This window comes from Marinomonas lutimaris (assembly GCF_019426345.1).
GTDB classification, from domain to species: domain Bacteria; phylum Pseudomonadota; class Gammaproteobacteria; order Pseudomonadales; family Marinomonadaceae; genus Marinomonas; species Marinomonas lutimaris.
Map to the genome: position 1 here is coordinate 97,198 of NZ_JAHLLW010000002.1, position 24,825 is coordinate 122,022.

Annotated in this window: 21 protein-coding genes; 12 read left to right on the top strand and 9 right to left on the bottom strand. The window is 42.3% G+C overall.

The window, feature by feature from the left end; genetic code table 11:
* Positions 1-157: 157 nt before the first annotated feature.
* The 4 genes from KPL72_RS03375 to KPL72_RS03390 are packed head-to-tail and all read right to left on the bottom strand — an operon-like array spanning position 158 to position 4,842.
* Positions 158-1,225: a BMP family ABC transporter substrate-binding protein gene (locus KPL72_RS03375; protein WP_219701872.1), complete on the bottom strand. Its 1,068-nt coding sequence runs from the start codon at positions 1,223-1,225 to the stop codon at positions 158-160.
* Positions 1,226-1,282: 57 nt separating this feature from the next.
* Positions 1,283-2,215, bottom strand: a complete 933-nt coding sequence (locus tag KPL72_RS03380; RefSeq protein WP_219701873.1) for an ABC transporter permease — start codon at positions 2,213-2,215, stop codon at positions 1,283-1,285.
* A gap of 9 nt (positions 2,216-2,224) precedes the next feature.
* Entirely contained in the window at positions 2,225-3,292 is a 1,068-nt protein-coding gene (locus tag KPL72_RS03385; protein WP_219701874.1) for an ABC transporter permease, read from the bottom strand.
* Entirely contained in the window at positions 3,289-4,842 is a 1,554-nt protein-coding gene (locus tag KPL72_RS03390) for an ABC transporter ATP-binding protein (RefSeq protein ID WP_219701875.1), read from the bottom strand. The genes KPL72_RS03385 and KPL72_RS03390 overlap by 4 nt, the downstream gene beginning before the upstream one ends.
* Before the next feature lie 623 nt (positions 4,843-5,465).
* Between KPL72_RS03390 and KPL72_RS03395 the strand changes: the two genes are divergently transcribed.
* The 3 genes from KPL72_RS03395 to rlmM all read left to right on the top strand — a co-directional run bounded on the left by KPL72_RS03395 (position 5,466) and on the right by rlmM (position 8,305).
* A complete protein-coding gene (locus tag KPL72_RS03395) occupies positions 5,466-6,431 on the top strand; it encodes a GGDEF domain-containing protein (RefSeq protein ID WP_249422085.1) in 966 nt (321 codons plus the stop codon).
* 103 nt (positions 6,432-6,534) lie between these two features.
* Complete coding sequence (locus KPL72_RS03400; protein WP_219701877.1) at positions 6,535-7,206, top strand: TIGR01621 family pseudouridine synthase; 672 nt, start codon at positions 6,535-6,537, stop codon at positions 7,204-7,206.
* Positions 7,207-7,252: 46 nt separating this feature from the next.
* Positions 7,253-8,305: a 23S rRNA (cytidine(2498)-2'-O)-methyltransferase RlmM gene (gene rlmM, locus KPL72_RS03405; RefSeq protein ID WP_219701878.1), complete on the top strand. Its 1,053-nt coding sequence runs from the start codon at positions 7,253-7,255 to the stop codon at positions 8,303-8,305.
* A gap of 103 nt (positions 8,306-8,408) precedes the next feature.
* Here rlmM and KPL72_RS03410 read toward each other — a convergent pair whose 3' ends face one another.
* On the bottom strand, positions 8,409-10,079 hold the full coding sequence (locus KPL72_RS03410) for a L,D-transpeptidase family protein (protein WP_212918623.1): 1,671 nt from the start codon (positions 10,077-10,079) through the stop codon (positions 8,409-8,411).
* Positions 10,076-10,363: a YkgJ family cysteine cluster protein gene (locus KPL72_RS03415; RefSeq protein ID WP_212918624.1), complete on the bottom strand. Its 288-nt coding sequence runs from the start codon at positions 10,361-10,363 to the stop codon at positions 10,076-10,078. The genes KPL72_RS03410 and KPL72_RS03415 overlap by 4 nt, the downstream gene beginning before the upstream one ends.
* A gap of 178 nt (positions 10,364-10,541) precedes the next feature.
* Between KPL72_RS03415 and KPL72_RS03420 the strand changes: the two genes are divergently transcribed.
* Positions 10,542-11,783: a GGDEF domain-containing response regulator gene (locus KPL72_RS03420; RefSeq protein WP_249422086.1), complete on the top strand. Its 1,242-nt coding sequence runs from the start codon at positions 10,542-10,544 to the stop codon at positions 11,781-11,783.
* 103 nt (positions 11,784-11,886) lie between these two features.
* Here the strand turns inward: KPL72_RS03420 and gatB are convergent, their stop codons facing one another.
* From gatB to gatC, 3 genes are read right to left on the bottom strand one after another with little or no spacing between them, the layout of a single operon-like run.
* The gene (gene gatB, locus KPL72_RS03425; RefSeq protein ID WP_219701879.1) at positions 11,887-13,332 is read right to left on the bottom strand and encodes an Asp-tRNA(Asn)/Glu-tRNA(Gln) amidotransferase subunit GatB; all 1,446 of its coding nucleotides are present in this window, start codon (positions 13,330-13,332) and stop codon (positions 11,887-11,889) included.
* Positions 13,333-13,334: 2 nt separating this feature from the next.
* Positions 13,335-14,795, bottom strand: coding sequence for an Asp-tRNA(Asn)/Glu-tRNA(Gln) amidotransferase subunit GatA (gene gatA / locus KPL72_RS03430; RefSeq protein WP_219701880.1), 1,461 nt, complete (start codon positions 14,793-14,795; stop codon positions 13,335-13,337).
* Positions 14,796-14,806: 11 nt separating this feature from the next.
* Positions 14,807-15,094, bottom strand: coding sequence for an Asp-tRNA(Asn)/Glu-tRNA(Gln) amidotransferase subunit GatC (gene gatC, locus KPL72_RS03435; protein ID WP_212918627.1), 288 nt, complete (start codon positions 15,092-15,094; stop codon positions 14,807-14,809).
* A gap of 236 nt (positions 15,095-15,330) precedes the next feature.
* Here gatC and KPL72_RS03440 point away from each other — a divergent pair, with 236 nt between their 5' ends.
* The 8 genes from KPL72_RS03440 (at position 15,331) to KPL72_RS03475 (ending at position 24,796) form a co-directional block, all read left to right on the top strand.
* A complete protein-coding gene (locus KPL72_RS03440; RefSeq protein ID WP_012069640.1) occupies positions 15,331-16,374 on the top strand; it encodes a rod shape-determining protein in 1,044 nt (347 codons plus the stop codon).
* A 67-nt stretch (positions 16,375-16,441) separates the two neighbouring features.
* Complete coding sequence (gene mreC / locus KPL72_RS03445) at positions 16,442-17,227, top strand: rod shape-determining protein MreC (RefSeq protein ID WP_346729490.1); 786 nt, start codon at positions 16,442-16,444, stop codon at positions 17,225-17,227.
* Positions 17,224-17,697: a rod shape-determining protein MreD gene (mreD, locus tag KPL72_RS03450; protein ID WP_212918628.1), complete on the top strand. Its 474-nt coding sequence runs from the start codon at positions 17,224-17,226 to the stop codon at positions 17,695-17,697. Before mreC ends, mreD begins: the two co-directional genes overlap by 4 nt.
* Positions 17,698-17,717: 20 nt before the next feature.
* Positions 17,718-18,326 (top strand): Maf family protein, encoded by a 609-nt coding sequence (locus tag KPL72_RS03455; protein ID WP_212918629.1) that lies wholly within the window; start codon positions 17,718-17,720, stop codon positions 18,324-18,326.
* Complete coding sequence (rng, locus tag KPL72_RS03460) at positions 18,319-19,773, top strand: ribonuclease G (protein ID WP_212918630.1); 1,455 nt, start codon at positions 18,319-18,321, stop codon at positions 19,771-19,773. The genes KPL72_RS03455 and rng overlap by 8 nt, the downstream gene beginning before the upstream one ends.
* 17 nt (positions 19,774-19,790) lie before the next feature.
* Positions 19,791-23,612 (top strand): YhdP family protein, encoded by a 3,822-nt coding sequence (locus KPL72_RS03465; protein WP_219701882.1) that lies wholly within the window; start codon positions 19,791-19,793, stop codon positions 23,610-23,612.
* Positions 23,612-24,445 carry a carbon-nitrogen hydrolase family protein gene (locus KPL72_RS03470; RefSeq protein ID WP_212918632.1) on the top strand — a complete coding sequence of 278 codons (834 nt, stop codon included), beginning with the start codon at positions 23,612-23,614 and terminating at the stop codon, positions 24,443-24,445. The genes KPL72_RS03465 and KPL72_RS03470 overlap by 1 nt, the downstream gene beginning before the upstream one ends.
* A 156-nt stretch (positions 24,446-24,601) precedes the next feature.
* Positions 24,602-24,796, top strand: coding sequence for a hypothetical protein (locus KPL72_RS03475; protein ID WP_212918633.1), 195 nt, complete (start codon positions 24,602-24,604; stop codon positions 24,794-24,796).
* The last annotated feature ends 29 nt before the right edge of the window (positions 24,797-24,825 follow it).

Genomic DNA, 24,825 nt, shown 5'->3' on the forward strand with positions numbered 1-24,825 from the left:
TACCTTTTGATGCTTGCCTTGGATTCTTAAATATAACGATAAAAACGAAGATGAAAAAGAATGGGCGGCAGTGTTTGTGGAGTAGTCGTTTAAAAAAGCAGGAGAATATACAGCCAGCAGAGCTGGCCGTATATAAAAAAGTATAGGAATACAGGTGTTAGTGAGGGATTTCGTCTGTGATACCTTCAACATACCAGTTAACTTGAGCAAGCTCTTGATCTGTTAACGAGTGGTTAGCAGGAACTGCTATATTGCCTTTGTTATCTTTGATTGGTCCTGTGAATGGTTTGAATTCGCCAGACTTGATTGATGCTAATGTCGTATCAATTTTAGCGCGAACATCTTTAGGAAGATTCGGATTAATCGATGCTAGCGTTAGCATGTCATCGTGGAATCCACCCCAGAAATCTTGAGATTTCCAAGTGCCATCCATAACAGCCTGAACTTCTTTGATGTAATAAGGTGTCCAGTTGTCTCGAACTGAGAAGATATGCGCGCTAGGGGCAAACTTGCTTTGATCTGAAGCCTGGCCGATAGCACGTAAACCGCGTTTTTCTGCCGCAATCAGTGGAGCAGGGCTATCTGTGTGCTGTAGCATTACGTCTACACCTTGGTCCATTAGAGCATTTGCAGCGTCCGTTTCTTTGCCTGGATCGTACCAAGTGTTGGCCCAAACAATTTTCATTTTCACATCAGGGTTAACACTTTTTGCGCCCATATATGCAGCGTTGATGTCACGAATAACTTCTGGGATTGGGAAAGAACCGATATAACCAATAGTATTGGTTTTTGTCATCATACCTGCTGTTACGCCAGAAATGTAACGACCTTCATAAGTACGAAGAACATAAGTGCCTAAGTTTTTATCAAGCTTGTAACCCGTCGCATGTTCAAATTTCACTTTAGGAAAGCGTTTTGCCACTTTCACTGTTGGGTTCATGAAACCAAAAGAGGTGGTGAAGATCAGGTCATTGCCTGCTTTGGCTAGTTGAGTGATAACTCGTTCAGCATCAGCGCCTTCTGGCACGTTTTCAACGTAAGTTGTTTTTACTTTGTCGCCAAAATATTCTTCTAAACCTTTACGGCCCATGTCATGCTCGTAACTCCAACCCAAATCACCAACGGGTCCCACATAGACAAAACCGACCTTCAATGGCTCTGCTGATTGAGCAATACTTGCTCCAGCTAAAAGACCTAGACTTACCAGTAAACTTTTAAGTTTCATTGCTTGCTCCTTTGTGCCCGAGGGCGTTTTATTTAATGTTTAAATTTTTATTTAAAATCAGGCCATTTGTCTTGGATCAAAAGGTTTTCCTAGTGCTCTAGGAGCCAATAATTTCTCTTTAAACTTGTCTGCGCTGATAATAACCATAACAACCACCGTTGCTACATACGGCAACATGGCGAGTAAGTTTGGTGAAATAGACCAACCCAAACCTTGAAGAACTAAATGCATAATACTGGCCAAACCAAATAGGTAAGCGCCTAGCATGATTCGTCCAACACGCCATGAAGCGAAAACAACCAAAGCGAGTGCTATCCAGCCGCGTCCTGCTGTCATATTTTCTACCCACATTGGCGTATAAACTAAGGACATGTAAGCACCAGAAATACCAGCCATTACACCACCGAACATAACGGCTAAATAGCGAACTCTTAGTACTTTTATACCAATAGCATTGGCTGCATGTGGGTTTTCGCCAACCGCTTTAAGAGTTAGGCCTATACGAGTTTTATTCACCACAAACATGAGCACAAAAGTCATCACAAAAGAGGAATAAACCAATATGTCATGGCTAAACAAAATCTTGCCGATAAAAGGAATGTCGGATAGTAATGGGACAGCAATGGGTTGGAAGCCTTGTATGGTTTGGCCAACCACACCTGAGCCGATAAAAGCGCTCAAACCTGTACCAAAGATGGTTAAGGCCAGCCCTGTTGCGACTTGGTTTGCGCCAAGATGAAGTACAAGAACTGCAAAAATAAGGCTCATTACGCAGCCCATTAGCATAGCAGCAAGTACGCCTAAACCCGCGCTCCCTGTGCCGTAAGCGGCTAGAAACCCAACTACTGCACCCATGAGCATCATGCCTTCTTGGCCGAGATTTAATACACCGGACTTTTCGCAAATTACTTCGCCTAAGGCTATGAAAAGTAGTGGTGTGCCAGTTTTCACGGCGGCAAACAATATTTGTACAATTAGATCTGAGTCCAAAATAGGCTCCTAGTTTGTCGCTTGATTCGAAAAGGCGAGACGATTATTGATAAAAAAGTCACAAGCCAAAAGAAAGAACAATAAAACGCCTTGAAACATGCTGACCACAGCAACGGGAATACCCATTTCAATCTGGGCTAAATCTCCACCCATATAAAGTACGGCCATGAAAACCGCCGCTAGGATGGCGCCAAGAGGATGTAACCTTCCCAGGTAAGCGACAATAATCGCTGAATAGCCGTAGCCTGGAGATACGTTTGGCACTAATTGTCCTATCGGCCCTGTTGTTTCACTGACCCCCGCTAGTCCTGCTAAGGCACCTGCAAATAACATGACAAACCAACTTAACTTTTTACTACTAAATCCTGCGTATCTTGCTGCCGGCTCATCGGAACCAAAAACTCTAATTTGAAAACCAAGATGGGATTTACTCAAAATAAACCAAGCTATAAAAGCAGACACAATGGCGAAAACAATTCCGAGATGAATTCGGCTGCTTTCAAATAGAGTTGGCAAGAGTGTTGAGTCAGCGAACATCGCAGATTCGGGGAAGCCAAAACCTTGAGGGTCTCGTAATGGTCCGTGTACGGCCCAAATAAGAAGATACAAGGCAATGTAGTTAAACATGATGGTGGTTAAAATTAAGTTAGAGTTAAAGCGTAACTTCAAAAAAGTCGGAATAGCCGCCCAAAGCATGCCTGATATAATGCCGGCCAATAAGGTAATGGGAAGGGAAAAGGCAGACTCTGAGTCGATAAAATAAAGTGCCATCGCAGAACCGCCTAATGCGCCTGCCAGTAATTGTCCTTCCGCGCCGATATTCCACATGTTGGCTCGATAACATAAAGATAAACCGACGGCACAAAGTAACAGAGGCCCCATTTTGACGAACATTTCACCGATGTTATAGCTGTCTGCCAAAGGTGCAATTAGTAGCACATGTAAGGCTTGAGTCGGAGATTTGCCAATAGCCGAAAAGAGAATGCAGCCGAAAATTAGGGTTAATGTAATAGCAAGTAATGGCGAGACTACTTTCATGATGGAACTTGGCTCAGTACGAGCTTGAATGCGGATCATGCCTTGGCCTCTTGGGTGCGATTCGATGTGTTATTAATGAAGGTTCCTGCCATCCATTGTCCTATTTGGTCTATATTGGTCGCTTCGGTTCTTACCACGGGCGATAAGTAGCCATCACAAACTGCAGCCATGCGATCTGCTAGTAAAAATAATTCGTCTATGTCTTCTGACACAAGAAGAATGGCCGCACCTTGATCACGAAGTTCTAATAAAGCTTGATGAATGGCAAGTGCCGCACCAACATCCACGCCCCAGGTAGGATGAGCACAGATAAGTACTTTTGGGTTTTGGCCTATTTCTCGCCCCATAATGAACTTTTGCAAGTTACCACCGCTCAAACTTTTGGCTTCTGAAAATTCGCCGTGGCATTTCACTTTATATTTAGCGATTAGGGCAGAGGTATACTCTTTGACATTTTGCCATTCCACTAGACCGTTTTTTAAGAAGCCATCGCTGTGAGTCAATAAGGTATTTTCCGTTAAGCTCATATCTGGAACAGCACCTCGTCCTAATCGTTCCTCAGGAACGTATGCCATACCAAGTTTACGACGCTCACCGGCATGTAAATGGCCTATGTCTAGATTGTCGAGTGAGAGGCTGTGTTTTACATTACGTTCGTCTTCGCCACTGATTATTGCCATCAGCTCATCTTGGCCATTGCCTGCAACCCCTGCAATGCCGAGAATCTCACCAGACTTTAATTCGAAATTGATATTCTTCAGAGATGTACCAAAAGGCTGTTTGGCTGGAAGAGATAAGTTTTCAACATGAAAGACTCGTTCATTGCCTTCTCTCTTAGCGTATCCAGCATCTTGTTCTGCAAGGTCACCGACCATCATTTTGGCAATAGAAGCTGGTGTTTCTTCATTTGGTACGCAGGTGTCGACTACTTTTCCGCCACGTAAGATAGTTGCTTTATGGCAAATTTCTGTCACTTCATGGAGTTTGTGGCTGATAAATAAAATACTGCAGCCTTCTTTAGATAATGTTCGTAAAACGCCAAATAGCCCAGCTACTTCTTGCGGCGTAAGAACTGAAGTGGGTTCGTCTAATATCAGCAGTTTTACCGATTGAACGAGACAGCGCATGATTTCAACACGTTGTCTTTCTCCAATAGAAAGTGAATGTACGTAGCGGCTTGGATTAACGTTTAAACCATACTCTTCAGAAAGTTGAGTAATTTTTTTTGCTAAATCGCCAATTTTATTTAATTGCGTTTTACTTAAGCACAATTCGATATTCTGACTAACGGTAAGTGTTTCGAATAAAGAAAAGTGCTGAAATACCATGCCAATGCCTAAATCACGCGCAATTGATGGCGATTTAATATCAACTTCTTTGCCATCCCAGATTATATCGCCCTTATCTGGAGCGACGACACCATAAATGGTTTTAACTAAAGTGCTTTTTCCTGCACCGTTTTCCCCTAATAGTGCATGAATTTCACCTGGCATCAGCGTTATGCTGATGTTGTCGTTGGCAAGGCAGCCAGGGTATTGTTTGGTAAGGTTCACAAGCTCAAGGCGTGATACCAAATTATGTTTTTTCAATGTTCCAGCACCTTTTTATAGAGATTGGGTAAGTGAGGCCGCTCATGTTTCGATCTTTTTTATTCTGTCTTTTGTTCTAGTTCAAAAAAAACAAATCGCCGTGCGCTTTTTTGGATTCTTCTGTGCACCAATTTTGTGCAATGTTGCTGATGATTTACGATATTTGACCGATTAGTTAATGTTTTTGGTTGTCTTAGTGATGTATGAGTTTATTTAATCAATATTCATGCCAATGAAGTGCTTGATTGTGCCTGCTTAGAATACGGAAATTTAAAGTGCTTGTCTTTATTCAAGGGTATTTTATGGTAGGGAATTGAAGTATTTAACCTTTGGGTTTAAAGATGTTTCTCATTGTTTGAATTTGTATGAAAAGTGATTGATATTCTGTAGAATGTTGCGTTTAGCCTCAGCATTCTAGAAACCATATTTTATGGGAAATATAGCGATTCAAGCTTGATTGCTTTTAATGTAGACAATAAGTGTAGGGTACTGTGTTCTCATCGATAAAAAAAATCATATATAAACTATTAAATATCGGCTTTGAGGACGAGTTTGGGAATGACCTCAATCAGAAGCATGTGGTGAATTTTTCCTACATTATGTTCTGCATAAGCTGTGTGTTCATGCTTGTTGTGTTTTCGCTGCGTCAGATGTCTTCGGTTGCTATTTTTTCTTTGATTGGCTTGTTGATCGGTTTGGTTGGTTTGCGTTACAACTACATTGGGTATTTCTCTCGTGCTCAATTATTAATGCCTATTCTTAAAATTTCTCAAATATCCATTCTTAGCTTATTTTATTTTGGTACTAATAGCGGATTTCATTGGTTTTTTGTCAATGTTATTGCTTATTCCTTTGTCGTTTTTAGGGCCGATCAACGTTTTGCCAAGTGTTGGATAGTTGTTGTGTCTATTGTGATGTTCTTGGTGTGTGAGCTTTTAAGTACACGAGGAATTTATCTTACTTCGTTCGATCAAAGTGTCGTGATTATTTTGGTGTTCCTTGGGCTTTCGTTCAATTTTGCCATGGTTATTAATTTGGTGATGAATCGATTGAAGTCGGTGAATAGTCACCTGCGGACCTTAGCTGAAATAGATGAGTTGACTGGGCTTTCAAACCGAAGAAAAGTTTTGGCTGATGCGGTTAATATTTTTGCCGATTCTGTTATCAATAGAGAGTCGTGTGTTTTTGCGATTGTCGATTTAGATCACTTTAAAAAAATCAATGATACCTTTGGGCATGAGGCGGGAGATTTGGTTCTGGCAAAAGTGTCTGCCATGATGGCGTCGGTTATACGTCCCCAAGATGAAATAGGTCGTTATGGTGGTGAAGAGTTTATTGTCATTATGCCTAGTACTTTTTTGAAGGATGCTGAAGTGGTTATGGAGCAAATGAGGTTGGCGGTCGAAAACATGCTGATCGAGACTGAGCATGGTATTGTTATCCCTGTAACCGTCAGTATTGGTGTTGCTTCTATTGCTCCAAGTGTTTCACGCTATGAAGAAATTCTAGCGCAAGCTGATAAAGGTTTGTATGCGGCTAAACGCAGTGGTCGGAATCGCATTTCTGTGCAATCAGACTATCAAAGTTAGAATATATTTACTTATCTGTATTGACATATGAGTTGTCCACTTTCTCTGTGGATAAACTTGTTGGCTAATCAATTTTTCCTTTATTTTTCGTGATGAGGCTCATTTGCTCCAGATACTATTTTGCTCTGTTGATTATTGGATTATTGAAAAGCCTGCTGGTATGAGTTTTCATGCGGAGTCAGAAGAGTTGGGAGTGATGCAGGCTCTGGCTATTACTTATCCGCACCAGGATTTTTACCCTGTTCATCGTTTAGATAAAATGACATCAGGTCTGTTGATAGTTGCTTGTCACGCAGCGGCAGCTGCCGTGTTTGGGAGGATGTTTGAAAATCATGAGATGGAAAAGCGCTATTTAGCCTTGTCTACAAAAAAGCCTAAAAAGAAACAAGGGACCATCGCTGGTGGTATGGTGCCAAGCCGAAGAGGCCAGTGGAAGCTGACTCAAGACAATCAAAACCTAGCTGTCACGCAGTTTTTTTCTGCCTCATTTCAAGGGCTTAGGGTATTTATGGTTAGGCCTTTAACGGGTAAAACGCACCAAATACGTGTTGCATTAAAGAGTTTAGGGTCGCCTATTTTAGGGGATCTTAGGTACAGTGGAGAAGAGGCAGACAGAGGGTATTTACATGCTTACTCTTTGCGGTTTCAGTGGCAGGGTGAAGTGAAGAGTTACGTCAGTCTTCCTAAGTCAGGGGAGCGTTTTTCATCTGAGTTATCTGATTTTGTTGCGACTCAATTTGATGAGTCTTTATTAAAATGGCCCTCTAAAAAGTAATTAATATAACTCAGTAGATGCTATGTCTGACTGAGAAGGAATTTGAATGAAAAATGTTTTGGTTTACTGCCGTCAAGGCTTCGAAAAAGATTGTGCGGCAGAGCTATCCGAGGTGGCTAGTAGTAAAGGGTTTTATGGCTACGCTAAGGTGGTTCCTGATGCAGGTTACGTTGTGTATAACTTTGATCAGCCGGACGCTGGTGAAACATTGATCCAGCAGTTGGATTTTAATCGTCTCATTTTTGCCCGCCAGATTATTGCTGTTAACGATGTAATTGAATTAGAGCAAGGTGGTCGAGTTGAGTCATTGCTTGAGGCGGCTCGTGAGTTGCCGTTAGCGGAAGAAATTTGGATTGAAACGGCTGATACCAATGAGGCCAAAGCTCTGTCTGGCTTGATTAAAAAGCTGGAAAAGCCTTTGCGAGAGGGTTGGAAAAAATCTGGTGTATTGCGAAATAAGGCGGTAGGTGTTCGTCACCATGTATTTATGTTGGATGGTGAAGCTGCTTATTTAGGTGTGTCTTATGCTGCATGTCGTAGTGAGTTTCCAATGGGAATTCGTCGCTTACGTTTTCCAGCAGCTGGCCCGAGCCGTTCAACACTTAAGTTGGAAGAGGCTTTTTTGCAGTTTGTTCCTGAGCGATCGCGTGACGCTGATTTGACTGAAGGGATGACGGCAGTTGATCTTGGTGCAGCGCCAGGTGGCTGGACGTATCAATTTGTTAAAAAAGGCATTCATGTTATCGCTATCGATAATGGGCCAATGCAAAAAGAATTGATGTCTACTGGTTTGGTTGAGCACGAAAAGGCTGATGGTTTTAAATACGAGCCACCTTACACCGTGGACTGGTTGGTTTGCGATATGGTTGAGCGCCCAATAAAAGTCGCAGAGTTAATGGCTAAATGGCTGGCGAGTAGCTGGACAAGAAGAGCTATTTTTAACCTAAAGCTGCCAATGAAAAAGCGTTATCAAGAAGTGACTTTATGCTTGCAGACCATAGAGGATTTGTTGAGAAAGGCAGGAGTAAGTTATCAGTATCAAGTGAAGCATCTTTATCATGACCGAGAAGAAGTGACTGTTTGTATTATGGTTAAATAATGAAATCGCCTTAAGTATCATTTGATCTTGATCTATTAAAAAGCCCCATAAACTGTGTTTATGGGGCTTTTTATGTTTTGCATTTAAGTGCTAATAGAAGTGATTAAATTGAATCTCTAGGGCCAAAAGCAGAATAGCCCATTGCTTCTTCCATCAGAGCATCTCTTTCGTAAATGTCGTTACGGAATTCCAGCATGCCATTGGCATTTGGTACAACAGTAAAGTAAACCAAATATACAGGAATATAGGTTGGCAATGTGATAACCGTATTGCTGCCTGTTTTTAGTGATTTGTTCATGTCATTAAATTGTTTGCTGCCTTTTGTTATTTCTTTGGCAAACTCTGTAGGGTTTTCTAGGCGAACGCAGCCAGAACTAAAAGCTCTGTCTTCTTCACGAAATAGATGTTTTGCAGGTGTGTCATGCAAGTAAATTTCATTTTTGTTAGGGAACATGAACTTGTATTGGCCAAGTGCGTTGCCTTCATCTGGTTCTTGTTCGAAACGGAATGCTAACTTGTCTTCGCTAATGCTTTTCCAGTTGATTTTGGTGGAATCTAGTTCTTTCGCGCCAATGCTCCAGCTTGAGTAAACCTTGTAGCCATGTTTAACCAGATAGTTTGGATCGGCTTGTAGCTTAGGCAATAAATTCTCTCTGGCAATGCGGTGAGGTACGCGCCATGTAGGATTGGTTACCATGTAAGTCATCAGGCCTTTAAATACCGGCGTTTTTCTATCGGGCTTACCGATGACGGCTTTCATCGAGGTGAGTTCACCGTTTAGGTGCATGTCCACTGTATAATTTGTTAGGTCAACCCATATGCGGTTAGCTTCTAGTTCGCTTGGTAGCCAGCGCCATCTTTCTAAGTTGTAAGCAATTTGTTTTGCGCGGGCTTCTAATGGAATGTTGAGCATTTCAATGGTTTTCGAGCCTGCGGCTCCGTCTGCGGTAAGATGATGGCGCTGTTGAAAGCGAATAAGGGCTTCTTTTAAGCGTGTATCGAACTGCTCTTCGTTTACCTTGCGAGTTGAGAAGCGAATGTCTCCGAGTTGCACAAGTCTTGCTCTTAATTGGGCAACACGTGGACCTTCGTCGCCTGCAGATAAAGGAACACCTGCGTTAACAAAAATGTCTTTTTCTTTCGCTGCTAGATCTTGGTAATACACTAACCACTTTTGTAAGATTTGGTATTGTGGGCTGCGAGGTGCTAATAATGGCAATGAATTGACCATGTCTGTTGCTGAATCTAGATACAGCAAGTCTTTCCAGTTGTTGTTGGGTGCGTCTAGCTGCCAATTAGGGTCAATTAGCTGTGGCTCATAGCGGCCATTGCTTAGGTCATGAGCGTAACTCGTTAATGCGATTGTGCTTATAACGTCCATTTCGGCCAATTGCTGAGGTGTTGGCTGCTTAAGTGCTAAATACTCTTTGATAATGCCTGTATGGTAGTGAATTGGATTTAGGCCGTGTGTATAAGATTGCTCAAGTATGTCGACCAGTTTGTATATCGACATATTGATTTTTTTATCTTTTATCCAAATTGGGTCATAACCACGATTTTCGTAAGCCTCAAGTACACTTTGATTGGGTAGTGCTTGACCGGCTACGGGTGTAAATGCGTTCAGCGTTAGTGATACTTGATCTTTTACGCTGCTTTCTATTTGTGATTCGCTTGGTGGAACGACAACAAACTGTTTTTTTGAGCCAGATGAAGAACAGGCGCTAAGCAACAAGCTGACGCAGAGTAAAGAGAGTAGCTGTTTCGCTGAGGTCATTGATATTTCCTTTTTAATGAACTGGTATTTGTTGGGCTTGTTGCATCTTCTAAGTGCGACAATATGCTGATGGCTTCTTCTCTATTGCTACCGCATGCGTATTCTACCGCAGTAAAGTCTGCGCATACTTTTGGTCTTGAGGGATCGCCAAATATAGCGCAGCGATAGTCATCCAACAGTTGTATGCAAGGTTCTCCTGCCGCTTTTCCATTGGGCATTCCAGGGATTGGAGAGGTGATGGAAGGTGCTGTGCAGCATGCACCACAACCTGACCGACATTGCATAATAAACAACCTTGCTTGGAATGAATAAGTGTAATCTTTATGTTATTAACTTTGCTGGTTATTTACAAAACAGCATCTTGATGATCATTTTAGAGTATCGTAATCGTAGGTCATAGGGGATAATCAAAAAATATAGTTAAAAAGTACAGATATCGCTTTTTAGGATAGGGTTTTACAAATGATGCTAGAGAAAAAAATATTGGTGGTTGAGGATAGTCCTGTGGTGTTGAAGGTCCTTCATCATTTGCTGTCTCAGAATCCTGTTTTTACGCCAGTATTGTGTGCTTGTTATAAAGAAGCAGAAGATAAACTAAAAGACTCTGAGTCTGAGTTTTTCGCCGCTATTGTCGATTTAAATTTACCGGACGCAAAAAACGGAGAGATTGTTGATCTTGTATTATTTAACAAAATTCCATGCGTTGTATTAACTGGGAATTTTGATGATAAATTGCGCCTCAGTCTTCTTAATAAAGGTGTTTTGGATTACATCACCAAGGATAGTCGATATTCTTTTAATCATGTTATTAAAGTGATTGAGCGTCTAAGTAAGAACCAAGGAATTAAGGTGTTAGTGGCGGAAGATTCGTCTACGAGTCGCTTGTTTATCCGGATTTTGCTAGAGCAGTATCGCTTCAATGTTGTAGAGGCTGAAAATGGTCAAGAAGCATTGGCCAAGCTTGAGGAAGATGCAGAAATTAGGATGCTGATTACTGATCATAATATGCCTTTGGTGAATGGGTATGATTTGGTTCGTATGCTTAGATTTAACTCTCGTTTTCAGGATTTGGTTATTATCGGCTTGTCTGCGGAAGGGGATAATGCTTTGTCTGCCAAGTTCATTAAGGCGGGCGCGAATGATTTTCTAAAAAAGCCGTTTTACCATGAAGAGTTTCATTGTCGTGTGGTTCATAGTTTAGAGGCGCAAGAAATGCTTGAAACCATTCGTGATTTGGCAAACATTGATCCGCTTACTAAGCTCAAAAATAGACGTTTTTTATTTGATCAATGGGAGCTTTTGTTTCGTAATGATCCATCTGATGTCGTGTTGGCTATTATTGATCTTGATCGTTTTAAAAGTGTTAATGACATGTATGGTCACATTGTTGGTGATAGCTTATTGGAAGTTATAGGGCGAGAGATTAGTAATGCTTTTCCAGATATGCAGGTGTGTCGCTTTGGTGGTGAAGAGTTTTGTATCATGGCTAAAACTGATGGGCAGGATTTGATCGAAAGGCTAGAGGTCTTTTTAAGTCGCTTGCGCCAAAAAGAACTTACAGAGGCTAAAATATCGCTAACATGTAGTGTTGGGGTTTGTTGTCGGCCAATGAGTTCTCTTGAAGAGTTGATTCGAGAGGCAGAGCTGAATTTAGATGCGGCGAAAAAATTAGGCCGAGATAGGGTGGTTGCTCATCAAGGCTAGCTGTTGTTGGTCAATAGTGTTTGTTTTGCAATAAAAAATCCCGCGCAAGAAATGCGCGGGATTTTTGTTTTTGCTTATAAATAAAGCGAGCTAGTTGGGGTGGTTAGCCTTTTAGCATTTTCACAAGAATTGGATTCACTAAGCCTGGGTTGGCTTTGCCTTGCGATGCTTTCATAACTTGCCCAACAAAGAAGCCGATCATTTTCTTCTGCTTGTCTTCGTCAGCGGCGCGGTATTGCTCAACCTGTGTGGCATTGGCGTCTAAAATAGTTTGGATCATAGCTTCAATTGCACCAGTATCCGTTACTTGTTTCAAGCCTTTTGCTTCGATTATTGCATCTGCTGACCCTTCACCATCCCACATCGCTTGTAAAACGTCTTTCGCTGTTTTGCCATTGATGGTGTTGTCTTTGATGCGAACCAATAATTCCCCAAATGTCTGCGCACTGACCGGAGAATTTTCGATGTCTAGCTGCTCTTGGTTAAGAAGCTTGCTTAGTTCACCCATTACCCAGTTTGCGGTTAGCTTTGGGTCTTTCACTACATTGTTGGCATTTTCAAAGAAATCAGCCATAGCACGAGAGGATGATAGAACGTTTGCGTCGTATTCGCTTAAACCGTGTTCACTTTGGAAGCGAGCGGCTTTTTGGCTTGGCAGCTCAGGAAGTGTGGCCTTGATGTTGTCTACGTATTCTTGCGTCAGCACTACTGGAAGTAAGTCTGGGCATGGGAAGTAGCGGTAGTCGTTAGCGTCTTCTTTAGAGCGCATGCTGCGAGTTTCGTTCTTTTCTGGATCATACAGGCGGGTTTCCTGAATGATGCGACCGCCATCTTCTAAAATGTCGGCTTGGCGTTCGATCTCAGTGTAAATGGCTTTTTCGATAAAGCGGAAAGAGTTGACGTTTTTGATTTCGGTGCGCGTACCGTATTCTTTTTGGCCTTTTGGTCGTAACGACAAGTTAATATCACAACGCATTGAACCTTCGGCCATGTTGCCATCGCAAATGCCAAGATAAGTCACAATAGAATGAATCATTTTGACGTAAGCTACCGCTTCTTTTGCGGAGCGAATGTCTGGCTCGGATACGATTTCTAGCAACGGCGTGCTAGAACGGTTTAAATCGATTCCGGTCATTCCTTGGAAATCTTCGTGCAAAGATTTACCAGCGTCTTCTTCAAGGTGGGCGCGAGTAATGCCAATGCGAGAGGTGGTGCCATCTTCTAGCATGACATCGAGATAGCCTTTACCCACAATAGGGTGATCCATTTGGCTAGTTTGGTAGCCTTTTGGAAGATCTGGATAAAAGTAGTTTTTACGTGCAAAAACCGATGTCATGCCAATTTCAGCATTAATAGCGTGGCCAAACATAACGGCCATGCGCAAAGCTTCTTTGTTGAAAACAGGTAATGCGCCAGGCATACCTAAATCAACAAGCGTGGTTTGTGTGTTTGGTTCTGCGCCAAAGCCAACGGCAGCACCGGAGAATAATTTTGATTTTGTAGAGAGCTGAGTATGAATCTCAAGGCCAATAACAACTTCCCAGTTCATGCTTATGCTCCTTTTGCCATAGTTGGTGTTTGTAGGTGCCAATCGGTGTGTTGCTGATATTGATGCGCTACGTTTAATAGCTTGGCTTCGGCAAAATAGTTCCCCATTACCTGAAGGCCGACTGGCATGCCATCAGCAAAGCCAGCTGGGATAGACATGGCCGGGATGCCTGCAAGGTTAACGGATAGCGTATAAATGTCTTCTAGGTACATAGCAACAGGATCGCTGGTTTTACTACCAAGACCAAACGCGGTGGTTGGTGCAACAGGGCCCATAATGACGTCTACTTCTTCGAGGGCTTTAACAAAGTCCTCTTTAATAAGGCGGCGAATTTTTTGTGCTTTCAAGTAGTAAGCATCGTAGTAGCCTTCTGATAGTGCATAAGTACCAATCATGATGCGTTTTTGCACTTCGGTGCCAAAGCCTTCAGCGCGTGAGCGCATATACATATCAAGTAAGTCTTTTGGATCGTCGCAGCGATGGCCGAAGCGAACGCCGTCAAAGCGAGATAGATTCGAAGAGGCTTCAGACGGTGCGATGACATAGTAAGATGGAATACTAAGTTGTAGGTTTGGCAGTGAGATCTCTTTTACTGTTGCGCCTAGTTTTTCAAACTCTTTTACGGCTGCCATGATGACGTCGGCCACTTGTGGATCTAGACCTTCACCGAAATATTCTTTTGGCAGGCCAATTTTTAAGCCTGTTAGTGGAGTATTTAGGTTTGCTAAATAATCGTCGGCAGGTTTATCTGCTGACGTTGAGTCCTTTTCATCAAACCCTGCCATGGCTTGCATTAAATGCGCACAATCTTCAGCACTTTTTGCCATTGGGCCGCCTTGATCAAGGCTGGATGCGTAAGCAATCATACCAAAACGGGAAACGCGACCATAAGTCGGTTTAAGACCTGTGATGCCGCAGAAAGACGCAGGTTGGCGAATTGAGCCGCCTGTATCTGTGCCTGTCGCGGCAACGGCCAATCCCGCGGCAACAGCAGCAGCTGAGCCACCAGATGATCCGCCAGGAACCATGTCTAAATTCCAAGGATTTTTCACGGCCCCATAAAAACTGTTCTCGTTAGAAGAGCCCATGGCGAATTCGTCCATGTTAGTTTTGCCCAACATGACAGCGCCAGCTTGTTGAATGCGGCTGGTGACGGTGGATTCGTAAGGAGGGATAAAGTTATTCAGCATTCTAGAGCCACAAGTTGTTAATGTGCCTTCTGTGCAGAACAGATCTTTATGGGCGACAGGGATGCCTGTCAAACTGGTGCCTTTTCCGCTTTGAAGAAGTGCATCGGCTGCCGCAGCTTGTTCTAAGGCGCGTTGTTCGCTAACGGTGATGAAGCTATTTAGTTGTGGGTCAAGTTTGGCTATGCGCGCTAGGAAAAGGCGGGTTAGCTCAACACTGGAGATGTCTTTGTTGCGTAATTTCTGTGCTAATGTCGAGATGCTTTGTTCGAACATGCTTGTCTCTCTTAATCGATCACTTTCGGTACTAGGAAAAGGCCGGCTTCGGTCTGCGGTGCGTTCGCTAAGAATGCGTCACGGCGATTTTCTTCGGTGACTACGTCTTCTCTCAATCGTTGAGTCATTTCAAGCGGATTGGATAACGGTTCAACGCCATCGGTATTAACAGATTGCATTTCTTCAACAAGTGATAAAACGCTAGAAAGCGATAGTTGGTATTGATCGGCATCTGCCTCAGTAAGCGCGAGGCGTGCCAAGTGTGCAATTTTTTGCACGTCTTGTTTGTCTATGGACATGTTCCACCTGATGTTTTGATTATCGTAAATGGCCGCCATTGTATCTCTTAGTTGTATTGCTATAAAGCAAAGAGGGGTAAAAACAGGGCTTATTTTTTATTTATTAAAAATTTTTTAGTAAACAATGAAATACATGGGAACTTTTTTCAGTTTTACACTGAATCAACTTGCCCATTGGCCCCGTGGTTGTTACATTTTGACGCTGTTCGTATCGTATTATCAGGGTGTAAGAATTCATGTTTAAGAAAATCAGGGGAATGTTTTCAAGCGATTTGTCCATTGACTTAGGAACGGCAAATACCCTTATTTACGTTCGTGGCCGTGGAATTGTGCTTGATGAGCCATCAGTTGTTGCCATTCGTCACAATGGAAATCAGAAAACAGTAGCATCAGTTGGTACCGATGCGAAGCGTATGCTAGGCCGTACTCCAGGCAATATTACGGCTATTCGCCCGATGAAAGATGGCGTTATCGCTGATTTTCATGTTACAGAAAAAATGCTTCAGTATTTTATTTCCAAAGTTCACGAAAATAGCTTTTTAAAACCAAGTCCGCGTGTTTTGGTTTGTGTACCTTGCAAATCTACACAGGTTGAGCGTCGAGCTATCAAAGAATCAGCGTTAGGCGCAGGCGCTCGTGAAGTTTACATTATTGAAGAACCAATGGCTGCAGCGATTGGTGCGGGTCTTCCTGTTGCGGAAGCATCAGGTTCTATGGTGATTGATATCGGTGGTGGTACTACTGAAATCGCTATCATTTCCTTGAATGGTATCGTGACATCTGAATCCATTCGAGTTGGTGGTGATCGTTTTGATGAAGCCATTACAACTTATGTTCGTCGTCAATATGGCAGTTTGATTGGTGATGCAACTGCAGAACGAATCAAAACTGAAATCGGTATGGCTTACCACACTGGTGAAGAGTTACAGATCGATGTTCGTGGTCGTAACTTAGCAGAAGGTATTCCACGCTCTTTCGTTTTGAGTAGTACTGAAATCCTAGAAGCACTACAAGAACCTTTGGCGCAAATTGTTCAGGCTATTAAAGGCGTTCTTGAGCAGTCTCCACCAGAATTGGCGGCAGATATTGGTGAAACTGGTTTGGTGTTAACTGGCGGTGGCGCTTTATTGCGTGAAATTGACCGTTTAATCAGTGAAGAGACTGGCTTACCTGTTATTATTGCTGATGATCCACTAACCTGTGTGGCTCGTGGTGGCGGTATGGCCCTAGAATTAATGGATAAGCACGCATCTGAGCTTTTTACTGCGGACAATGAGTAAAAGTTAGGAGCGCACCATTAAAAATTCGCTTCAGTATAGTGGCAAAGTTTCTAGCGCGCGTTTTGTTGTGCTGGTTATTTTGTCTATGGCGATGATCACTGCAGATGTTCGTTACTCTGTGTTCGCACAAGTAAGGCCATATTTGACCTTACTTGTCACGCCTATTCAGGTTGTGGTGAACACACCTCAGAAAATGCTCAATTGGGCTGGTGAACATCTTGCAAGTAGAGAAGGGTTGGTTAAAGAGAATCAGTCCCTGCAGTCAGAAATTTTATTACTGCGCAGTCGCCAGCAGCGTCTTGATTCCCTCCAGGCAGAAAATGTTCGTTTACGCGAGTTGCTAGATGCTTCTCAACGAGTAGATGAAAAAATTGTCATGGCGGAAGTTATTGGCTTTGATCAAAATGCATACAGTCATAAGTTAATGATAGACAAAGGTTTCTCTTCGGGAGCCTACGTTGGTCAGCCTGTATTAGATGCAACGGGTGTTCTGGGGCAGGTGGTGGAAACAGCAGCATACAGCAGTCGAGTTTTACTGATTGCTGATGCAAGTCATTTTGTTCCTGTGCAGCTTACTCGAACAGGGTTTAGGGGGATTTTGAGAGGGACAGGAGACTTAAAACGCTTAGAGTTGATGAGTGTTCCTCGTTCTGTCGATATTAAGAAAGGCGATATATTAACCACCTCAGGCTTGGATAAGCGTTTCCCTAGTGGCTACCCTGTTGGTGTGGTCAGAGGCGTTAAGTACACGCAAGGTAAGGCTTATGCGGATGTTGACGTTGTTCCTTTAGCTCAATTGGGGCGTAGCCGTCATGTCATGCTCATTGAAAAGCCGAAGGCAGGGCGAGAATGAAACCGATTTTTGTTTTTTGTATTACTCTGTTAACAGCATTAATGCTTGAGGCGATGCCTTTTCCAGAAGAGCTCGTTTGGTTCCGTCCAGAATGGGCTTTGCTGGTCATCCTTTATTGGGTTATTGCTTTGCCATTTCGTGTTGGTGTGGGCATGGCTTGGTTCCTAGGTTTAATGGTAGATTTATTGCAAGGTGGGATAATAGGCCAACACTCGTTAACCTATGTCATTATTGCTTATACCTGTGCTGTATTTTACAAGCGATTACGAATGTATCATCGCTGGCAACAGGGCTTTTTTATCTGCATGCTAGTCAGTATTAATCAGCTGCTTGATTTCTGGATCGATCATTATCTTGGTCATGCTGAGCCAACTTTAATGATCTTTATGCCTGCGGTTATTACAGGGCTATTGTGGCCTTGGTCATTTATTATTTTGCGTAGCGTACGACGTATTTATGCTATCCGTTAGGCCGTTTTTAGGGAAAGTTTATGCTTGTTTTGGCTTCAGCTTCGCCGAGAAGAAAAGAGCTACTTAGCCTTCTGGTGAAAGAATTTGAGGTATTGCCTGCCGATATAGATGAGACTCCAAATCATCAAGAAAAGGCTGAAGACTATGTTGTTCGTATGGCGGTTGAAAAAGCCAAAGCGGCTTCATTAAAATATCAACAGCAGGCTAACTTTAATGCGACTGCTATTTTTTTGGCTTCAGACACTAGTGTCGTGGTTGATGGTTGTATCCTAGGTAAACCAGATTCTCTTGAAGATTCCAGATCTATGTTAAGGCTTCTTTCCGGCCGCTCCCATCAAGTTATTACCTCGTTATGCCTTTGTAATTTAGAACATGAGCATGTCGCAACTCAATGTGTTATTAGTGATGTGTTGTTTCGTGAAATTTCAGATGTCGAAATAGAACAATATTGGAAAACCCATGAGCCCAAAGACAAAGCTGGCTCTTATGGTATCCAAGGGCTAGGTTCTGTGTTTGTTCGCTCTATTTCAGGATCTTACTCTGCAGTCGTCGGTTTACCTCTTTATGAAACAGCGCAATTATTAGCCCAATTTGGAATTCATTCGCTAGAGGAAATGTCTCATGAGTGAAGATGTACTCATTAATGTTACTCCTATGGAGATTCGTGTCGCTCTAGTTGAAAACGGTGTATTACAAGAGGTCTACATTGAGCGCTCAAGTCGTAAGGGAATTGTCGGCAATATTTATCAAGGAAAGGTCGTTCGTGTGCTTCCTGGCATGCAAGCCGCTTTTGTGGACATCGGTCTTGAAAGAGCCGCGTTTATTCATGTGTCGGAAGTAGTGAGCCGTGATGCTGTTAACCCAAGTGATCAGATTGGTGATTATTTGCGTGAAGGGCAATCGCTTGTGGTTCAAGTGACGAAAGATCCTATTAGTTCTAAGGGGGCACGTTTAACTACTCATCTGTCTATCCCTTCTCGTTATTTGGTTTACATGCCTGATCAGGCACATGTAGGCGTTAGTCAAAGAATTGAAGACGAAGTTGAGCGTGAACGTCTTAAGTCGCTGGTATCTGAAGCCTTAACCGATGCTGATGAAAACAGTGGTTATATATTGCGAACAGCGGCAGAGCGCGCAGGTGAAGAAGAAATACTTGCTGATATTAAGTTTCTGACACGCTTATGGCAGTCTGTTAAACGTCGAATGCAAAATGCAAAAGCACCTTCTATTATTTATGAGGATCTTCCTTTGCATTTGCGTACTATGCGCGACTTAGTAGGGTTAACAACGGAAAAAATTCGCATAGATTCTAAAGAAAACTACGCTAAGCTTCGGGCATTTGCCGAAGACTTTATACCTGAGTTGAGAGATCGTATTGAGTATTATCCAGGTGAGCGTCCGATTTTTGACCTGTACAGTGTTGAAGATGAGATTCACAAAGCATTAGACCGTAAGGTGCAGTTGAAATCTGGTGGTTATTTGTTGGTTGAGCAAACTGAATCAATGACCACAATAGATGTCAACACAGGTGCATTTGTCGGCAGCCGAAATCTTGAAGAGACTATCTATAAGACGAATTTGGAAGCCGCAACGGCCATAGGAAGGCAGCTTAGATTAAGAAACCTTGGCGGTATTATTATTATCGACTTTATTGATATGGAAGATGAAGAACATAAGCGTCAAGTGCTGCGAATGCTCGAAAAAATATTAGATGCCGATCATGCCAAAACCAAAATCACCGGTGTTTCTGAACTTGGTCTAGTCGAGATGACTCGTAAAAGAACTCGTGAGAGTCTTGGTCAGACGTTATGTGAGCCTTGTCGCTCTTGTCGTGGAAGTGGCCTAGTAAAAACACCAGAAACGGTTTGTTATGAAGTATTTCGCGAAATTTTAAGAGCGGATCGTGCCTATAATTCGCAAACATATACCGTATTGGCTGCAAGTACTGTAGTAGAACGCTTTCATGATGAAGAAAGTGCTGCTGTTGCTGAATTAGAGGCTTTTATTGGCAAAACGATTCGTTTTCAAGTGGACTCTGTCTATACGCAAGATCAATATGATGTTGTATTGCGTTAGCAAAAAAAGGACTTAAAATGCGTTGGTTGTTGCGTAAACTGATCCTTTTTACTTTCTGGGCAGCGATTGCTTTCTCTGTATTGCTTGCTATTTTTGCGGTCAGTGTAGGGCAGCTTCTTCCTTATATGGATCATTACCGCCCTCAGATAGAGCGAAACCTTCAGCAAATTACGGGTTATCCCGTTACGTTAGAAGGAATTGATGGACGCCTTGAAGGTGTCGATCCGACGGTATCGGTTAGTGGCTTTAAATTACTTGCTAATGGTAAAACCTCGATTAGCGTTGATGAAATGCGCGTGCGTCTTGATACGGTTAAATCCATTCTTAGTTTGAGTCCTCAATTTACTTATTTTCGTTTTGTACGTCCTTCAATTGCCTTACAAGAAAGCGATGGGCAGTGGCGATTGAATGGCGCTAAACCTTCTCGTAATGTTGGCAATGACGTAGGCGTTGAACGTGTTCTGGATTATTTGTCCGCACAACGAAATTTTTCTATTTTTGATGCCGAATTACAGATTGATAGTGATCAATTTGGCCAGCATTCTGTTCGCATCCCCCATGTTTATATATTCCAAAAATCATTTGAGTCTTTATTAACCTCAGAACTTTATTTAGACGAGTACCAATCTCCGATTCAAATAAATGCTCGTATCGAGGAAGCTCTTAGTTTGTTTGGTAGTTATCGAGTTAAAGCGTCTATTAAAGCACCTCGTATTTCTATTCCATTAGCTGATATGTTTCCAGAGAATCCATATTTACTTTCTTCTGTTGAGCTGGGAGGTGATATCTGGCTGGATGCATTAGTTGGTAAGGAGTTGGAAATAAGAACACAAGCAACGCAGCTAGATGTAGCATTTGATGATGGTCAGCAATATGAGGTGACGTCCTCTGTTAAACTTCGTTACTCTCAAAAGCATCCGAGTGTACGAATGGATGTTCACAATATACTCGTCAAAGATAAAGATGGTTTAACATACCCAACAACCGATTTATCGTTTGATTGGTCGTCGGTGACAAATCGTTCTAATGTGCGCTTTGATCGAGCAGATTTAGGATTAGCCCATAAAATAGCGGCTCATTTTTTGCCTGAAGAAACAAATGCGTCAAAAATTTTAAACGGACTTGATCCTAGCGGCATGGCCAAAAATGGCTCTGTTAGCTTATGGCGTGAAAATGATGAGTGGTCTTTTCAGTTTCTAAGTAATTTACAGTCTGCTTCTATCAAAGGTTATAACGGCATTCCTAAGGCGAGTAATATTAATGCGGTATTCAGCCTGTCTAATGAAAGTGGTTACGTTGACTTTCGTGGAAGAGATAGCGAGATAGCCTTTGACACTATATACGATGAGTCTTGGCGTACAGACTTTCTGTCAGGTTATGTGGGCTGGCAGCAACAGCAAGATACTTTCTTGGTTGAAGGGCGTGATCTAGCTATTCAACGTAATGGTGCTAATGTAAATGGAGGCTTCCGGCTAGAAGTGCGAGAAGACCAGCCTGATTGGATTGCACTAGATTTACATGGTCGTAATTTATCGGTTACTGATCGTTTAACTTACCTTCCTCCCAAAGCTCTTAGTGGCGATATCATGTCTTGGATAAAAGAGGCGTTCGCAGATAAAGGTAAAGTTGATAGTGTCGATGTATTAGTGCAAAGCGAATTATCTGATGGCGCTGAACCACATGTTCGTGTGCAGCTAGCTGTAAGCGATGCGGATGTGACATTTGATAAGAACTGGCCTACAGCAACCAATGTAAATGGTCTATTTGAGTTTGATAAAACGGGTGTTTCTGTTCAGGTTAAGTCTGGTAAGTTGCTCGATTTACCCGTTAGTAATTTACTGCTAACAGTCCCTATCACTAATGGGGCTGCGGATTGGTTAAACCTAAAAGGAGAGGTTAGCAATAACGCGCCGCTTATTTTAGCAACTTTGAGAGCAACGCCATTAGCTGACTCTGTGCTGCAACCGTTCGCGAACTGGCAGCTAGATGGCAAAGCCAAAGGGCGTTTTGATGTCGCGGTTCCTTTTAAAGAAGGTGTTGAGCCAAAAGTCCAATTGGATCTTGATTTTAAAGATAACCCCTTAACGATTAATGATATTGATCTTTCTACTCAGGTTAAAAATGGGCATCTAAACTACAGTTCAGATAAGGGAATAACTAACTCAGAATTTGATGTTCAAGTTTTGGGTGGTTTATCGCATCTAAAATTGTCTTCTGCCGTAGCACCTAATGGCGGACTTGCGGTTTTAGGTGATTTTTCTGGTGATGTGGATATAAAACAGGTTGCTGCGTGGAAGAAATTGCCAGAGGCTGCGATTAAAAAAGTATCTGGCAAGACATCTTATACTGGGCGTTTATCGGTCAATCAGTCCCAGAATGGCCAAGTTGATTTAGCGATTGATAGCGAATTATTAGGAGTTGCTCTCAACTTGCCAGCCCCTATGGGAAAAGGTGCTGAAGAAGCTAATGCTTTGCGAATAAAAGTGATGCAGCACGAGAAAGATATTGTAATTGATGCTGATTATGCGGCCTTATCTAAGGCAAGATTTTTACTACAAAATAGTGAATTTGTTGGTGGTGAGTTGATGCTGAACCCTAACAAAAACCAAACGTTAAGTGCAAATATTCCCAAAGGGCTGGTTCTGACCGGTGACTTTGATCGTTTCTATGTTCAGGATTGGCAATCTACTTTTTCTGATTTATCAGGTGGTGCATCAGCCTCTTCAGAAGGTGCAGAAGTTCCAGAGCTTCCTAAATGGTTAAGTAAAGTAGACCTTATTGTAGATGAGGTAATCGTTAATCCTAGTAATACTTGGCATAATTTTAAAGTGGCTTATAACTCGGCTGCAAATAAATCCCTTTTTGTCAGCTCCGATGAAATGAACTTTTCCTTACTTACTGAGGAAAATGGTAACCCAAATCTCCACTTTGGCTTTTTGAGCTGGAATACGCCACCATCCGACCCTTCTGAACCAGTCTCAAAGGCATCGCCAATTTCAGCGAAACAAATCCCCAATATGATGTTGTCTGTTGACCAGCTTTATTTTAATGAAAAGCCTTATGGTGACTGGCAGTTAGCTATTTCCCGAGATAACGATGTGGTCCGGATAGATCCTATTTCGTCTAAATTAAAAACAGGTAATCTAAAAGGCAGTTTGTTTTGGCAAGACAAAGGCAATAACTCCAGCGTTGAATTAGTTCTTTCGGCAACTGGTGCTGATCTCACTGAATTGACGAAAAAGTTTTCTAACGAGGCGATTGTCTCTTCGAAGAACTACAAAATTGATGTCGGCTTAAGCTGGAAAGGGCATCCGTTCTACTTTGATCGTGAGTCTGTTTCTGGTCGTATTGCTTTTTCTGCTAATGACGGTAATTTCAAAAATATGGATGAGCTTCCAGCATTCTTAAAGGCATTAGGTATTTTTAATATTGGAGCACTCAGCAGGCGTTTGTTGTTAGACTTTTCTGATGTATATAAGCCAGGGCTAACCTATGACAAATTTAGTGGTGCGCTTTCTCTTGATAAAGGCGTCTTAAAAACTGTATCGCCTATTTCAATTATTGCACCTTCGGCTGAGCTCGTTGTTACGGGGGAAGCCAATATTGTGACGGAAACCCTAAATGAAAAGCTTACTGCAACTTTCCCTATAAGTGGAACACTGCCATTAGCAGGGTTGTTATGGGGCACACCGCAATTAGCTGGCTTGCTGTTTATTACCGATAAACTAATCGGTGATCAGCTATCTAAAGTAACCAGTGTTCAATATAAAATAGAAGGCTCATTTAATGATCCTGTTATGACGCCGATCCGCTATCAACCATTAGAGAAATCGAAATAATGAGTGCTTTGTGTGTTGCAGCCCTTCAATTAACTAGCACGATCAGTTGGCAAGACAATTTGCATGAAGTGAGGTGTCTTGTTGCTTCAGCAGTAAAAGATGGTGCTCGTTTGGTTGTATTACCAGAAAATGTATTTTTATTTCATGGTAAAAGAATGCGAGGTTTAGCGGAGTCTGATGATCAGAGCGTTATATTTATAGAAATCTCAGCACTCGCTAAAGAACACTCAATTTATCTAGTGGTCGGATCCCATCCTTCACTATTAAGGCCAAATGGTGATCTGGTTGCTGATAAGCGAGTGAGGCAGACATGCTGGGTGTTTGGGCCAGATGGTCTTTTACTTGAGCGCTATGACAAAATTCATTTGTTTGATGTCACTGTCGATGACAAGGCCGCATCGTACAAAGAGTCAGATGTGATCGAGCCAGGTGAGTTAGCCTTAAAGGTAATCGACGTAGATGGTTTTAAAGTCGGCTTAAGCATTTGTTACGACTTGCGTTTTCCTGAGCTATACAGAGAACTAACTAAGTTAGGTGCTGAAGTATTGCTAGTGCCTGCGGCATTTACCTATGTGACTGGCAAGGCTCACTGGGATATTCTTTTGGCGGCACGAGCCATCGAGAACCAGTGTTACGTTCTAGGTGTTGGTCAATGTGGTTGGCATAACGAAACTAGACAAACCTACGGGCATAGTGTTTTGTACTCGCCCTTTGGTGAAAGTCTAGCCAATTTGCAAGAAGAGCCTGATTATTTTGTATTTAATATAACAAAGACAGCATTAAGAGATTGTCGACAAAAAATGCCTTGTTTGTCACACCGTAGACTTCTATAACAAGCCTTCTAAAGGCCTTTGAGAGGGCATCAATTTTAAAATAATCACTATAGATTGTAGAAATATTAATTCAGATTATTTGCTTTTACCAAATCAGATATTCCCTGCTAAGCTTAGGATTCCTGTTTGATTAGCCTGAGAATGGAGGGCTGTCTAATGTATCTACAAACTACACAAACCATAACACTACCAAGTATTTTCTTTATCTCAGAGCCAGCCACTGCTAGTCATTATTCTCTAAGTGATGAATACGACGAATTTGATGAGTTTGACGACGAAGATGATGGCGAACCATACTATGGCGACCTAGATGACAGCGACGATTTCTGGGACGATTCAAACGACGACTGATAATTTTTAAGCCGAAAATAAGCTTTTTC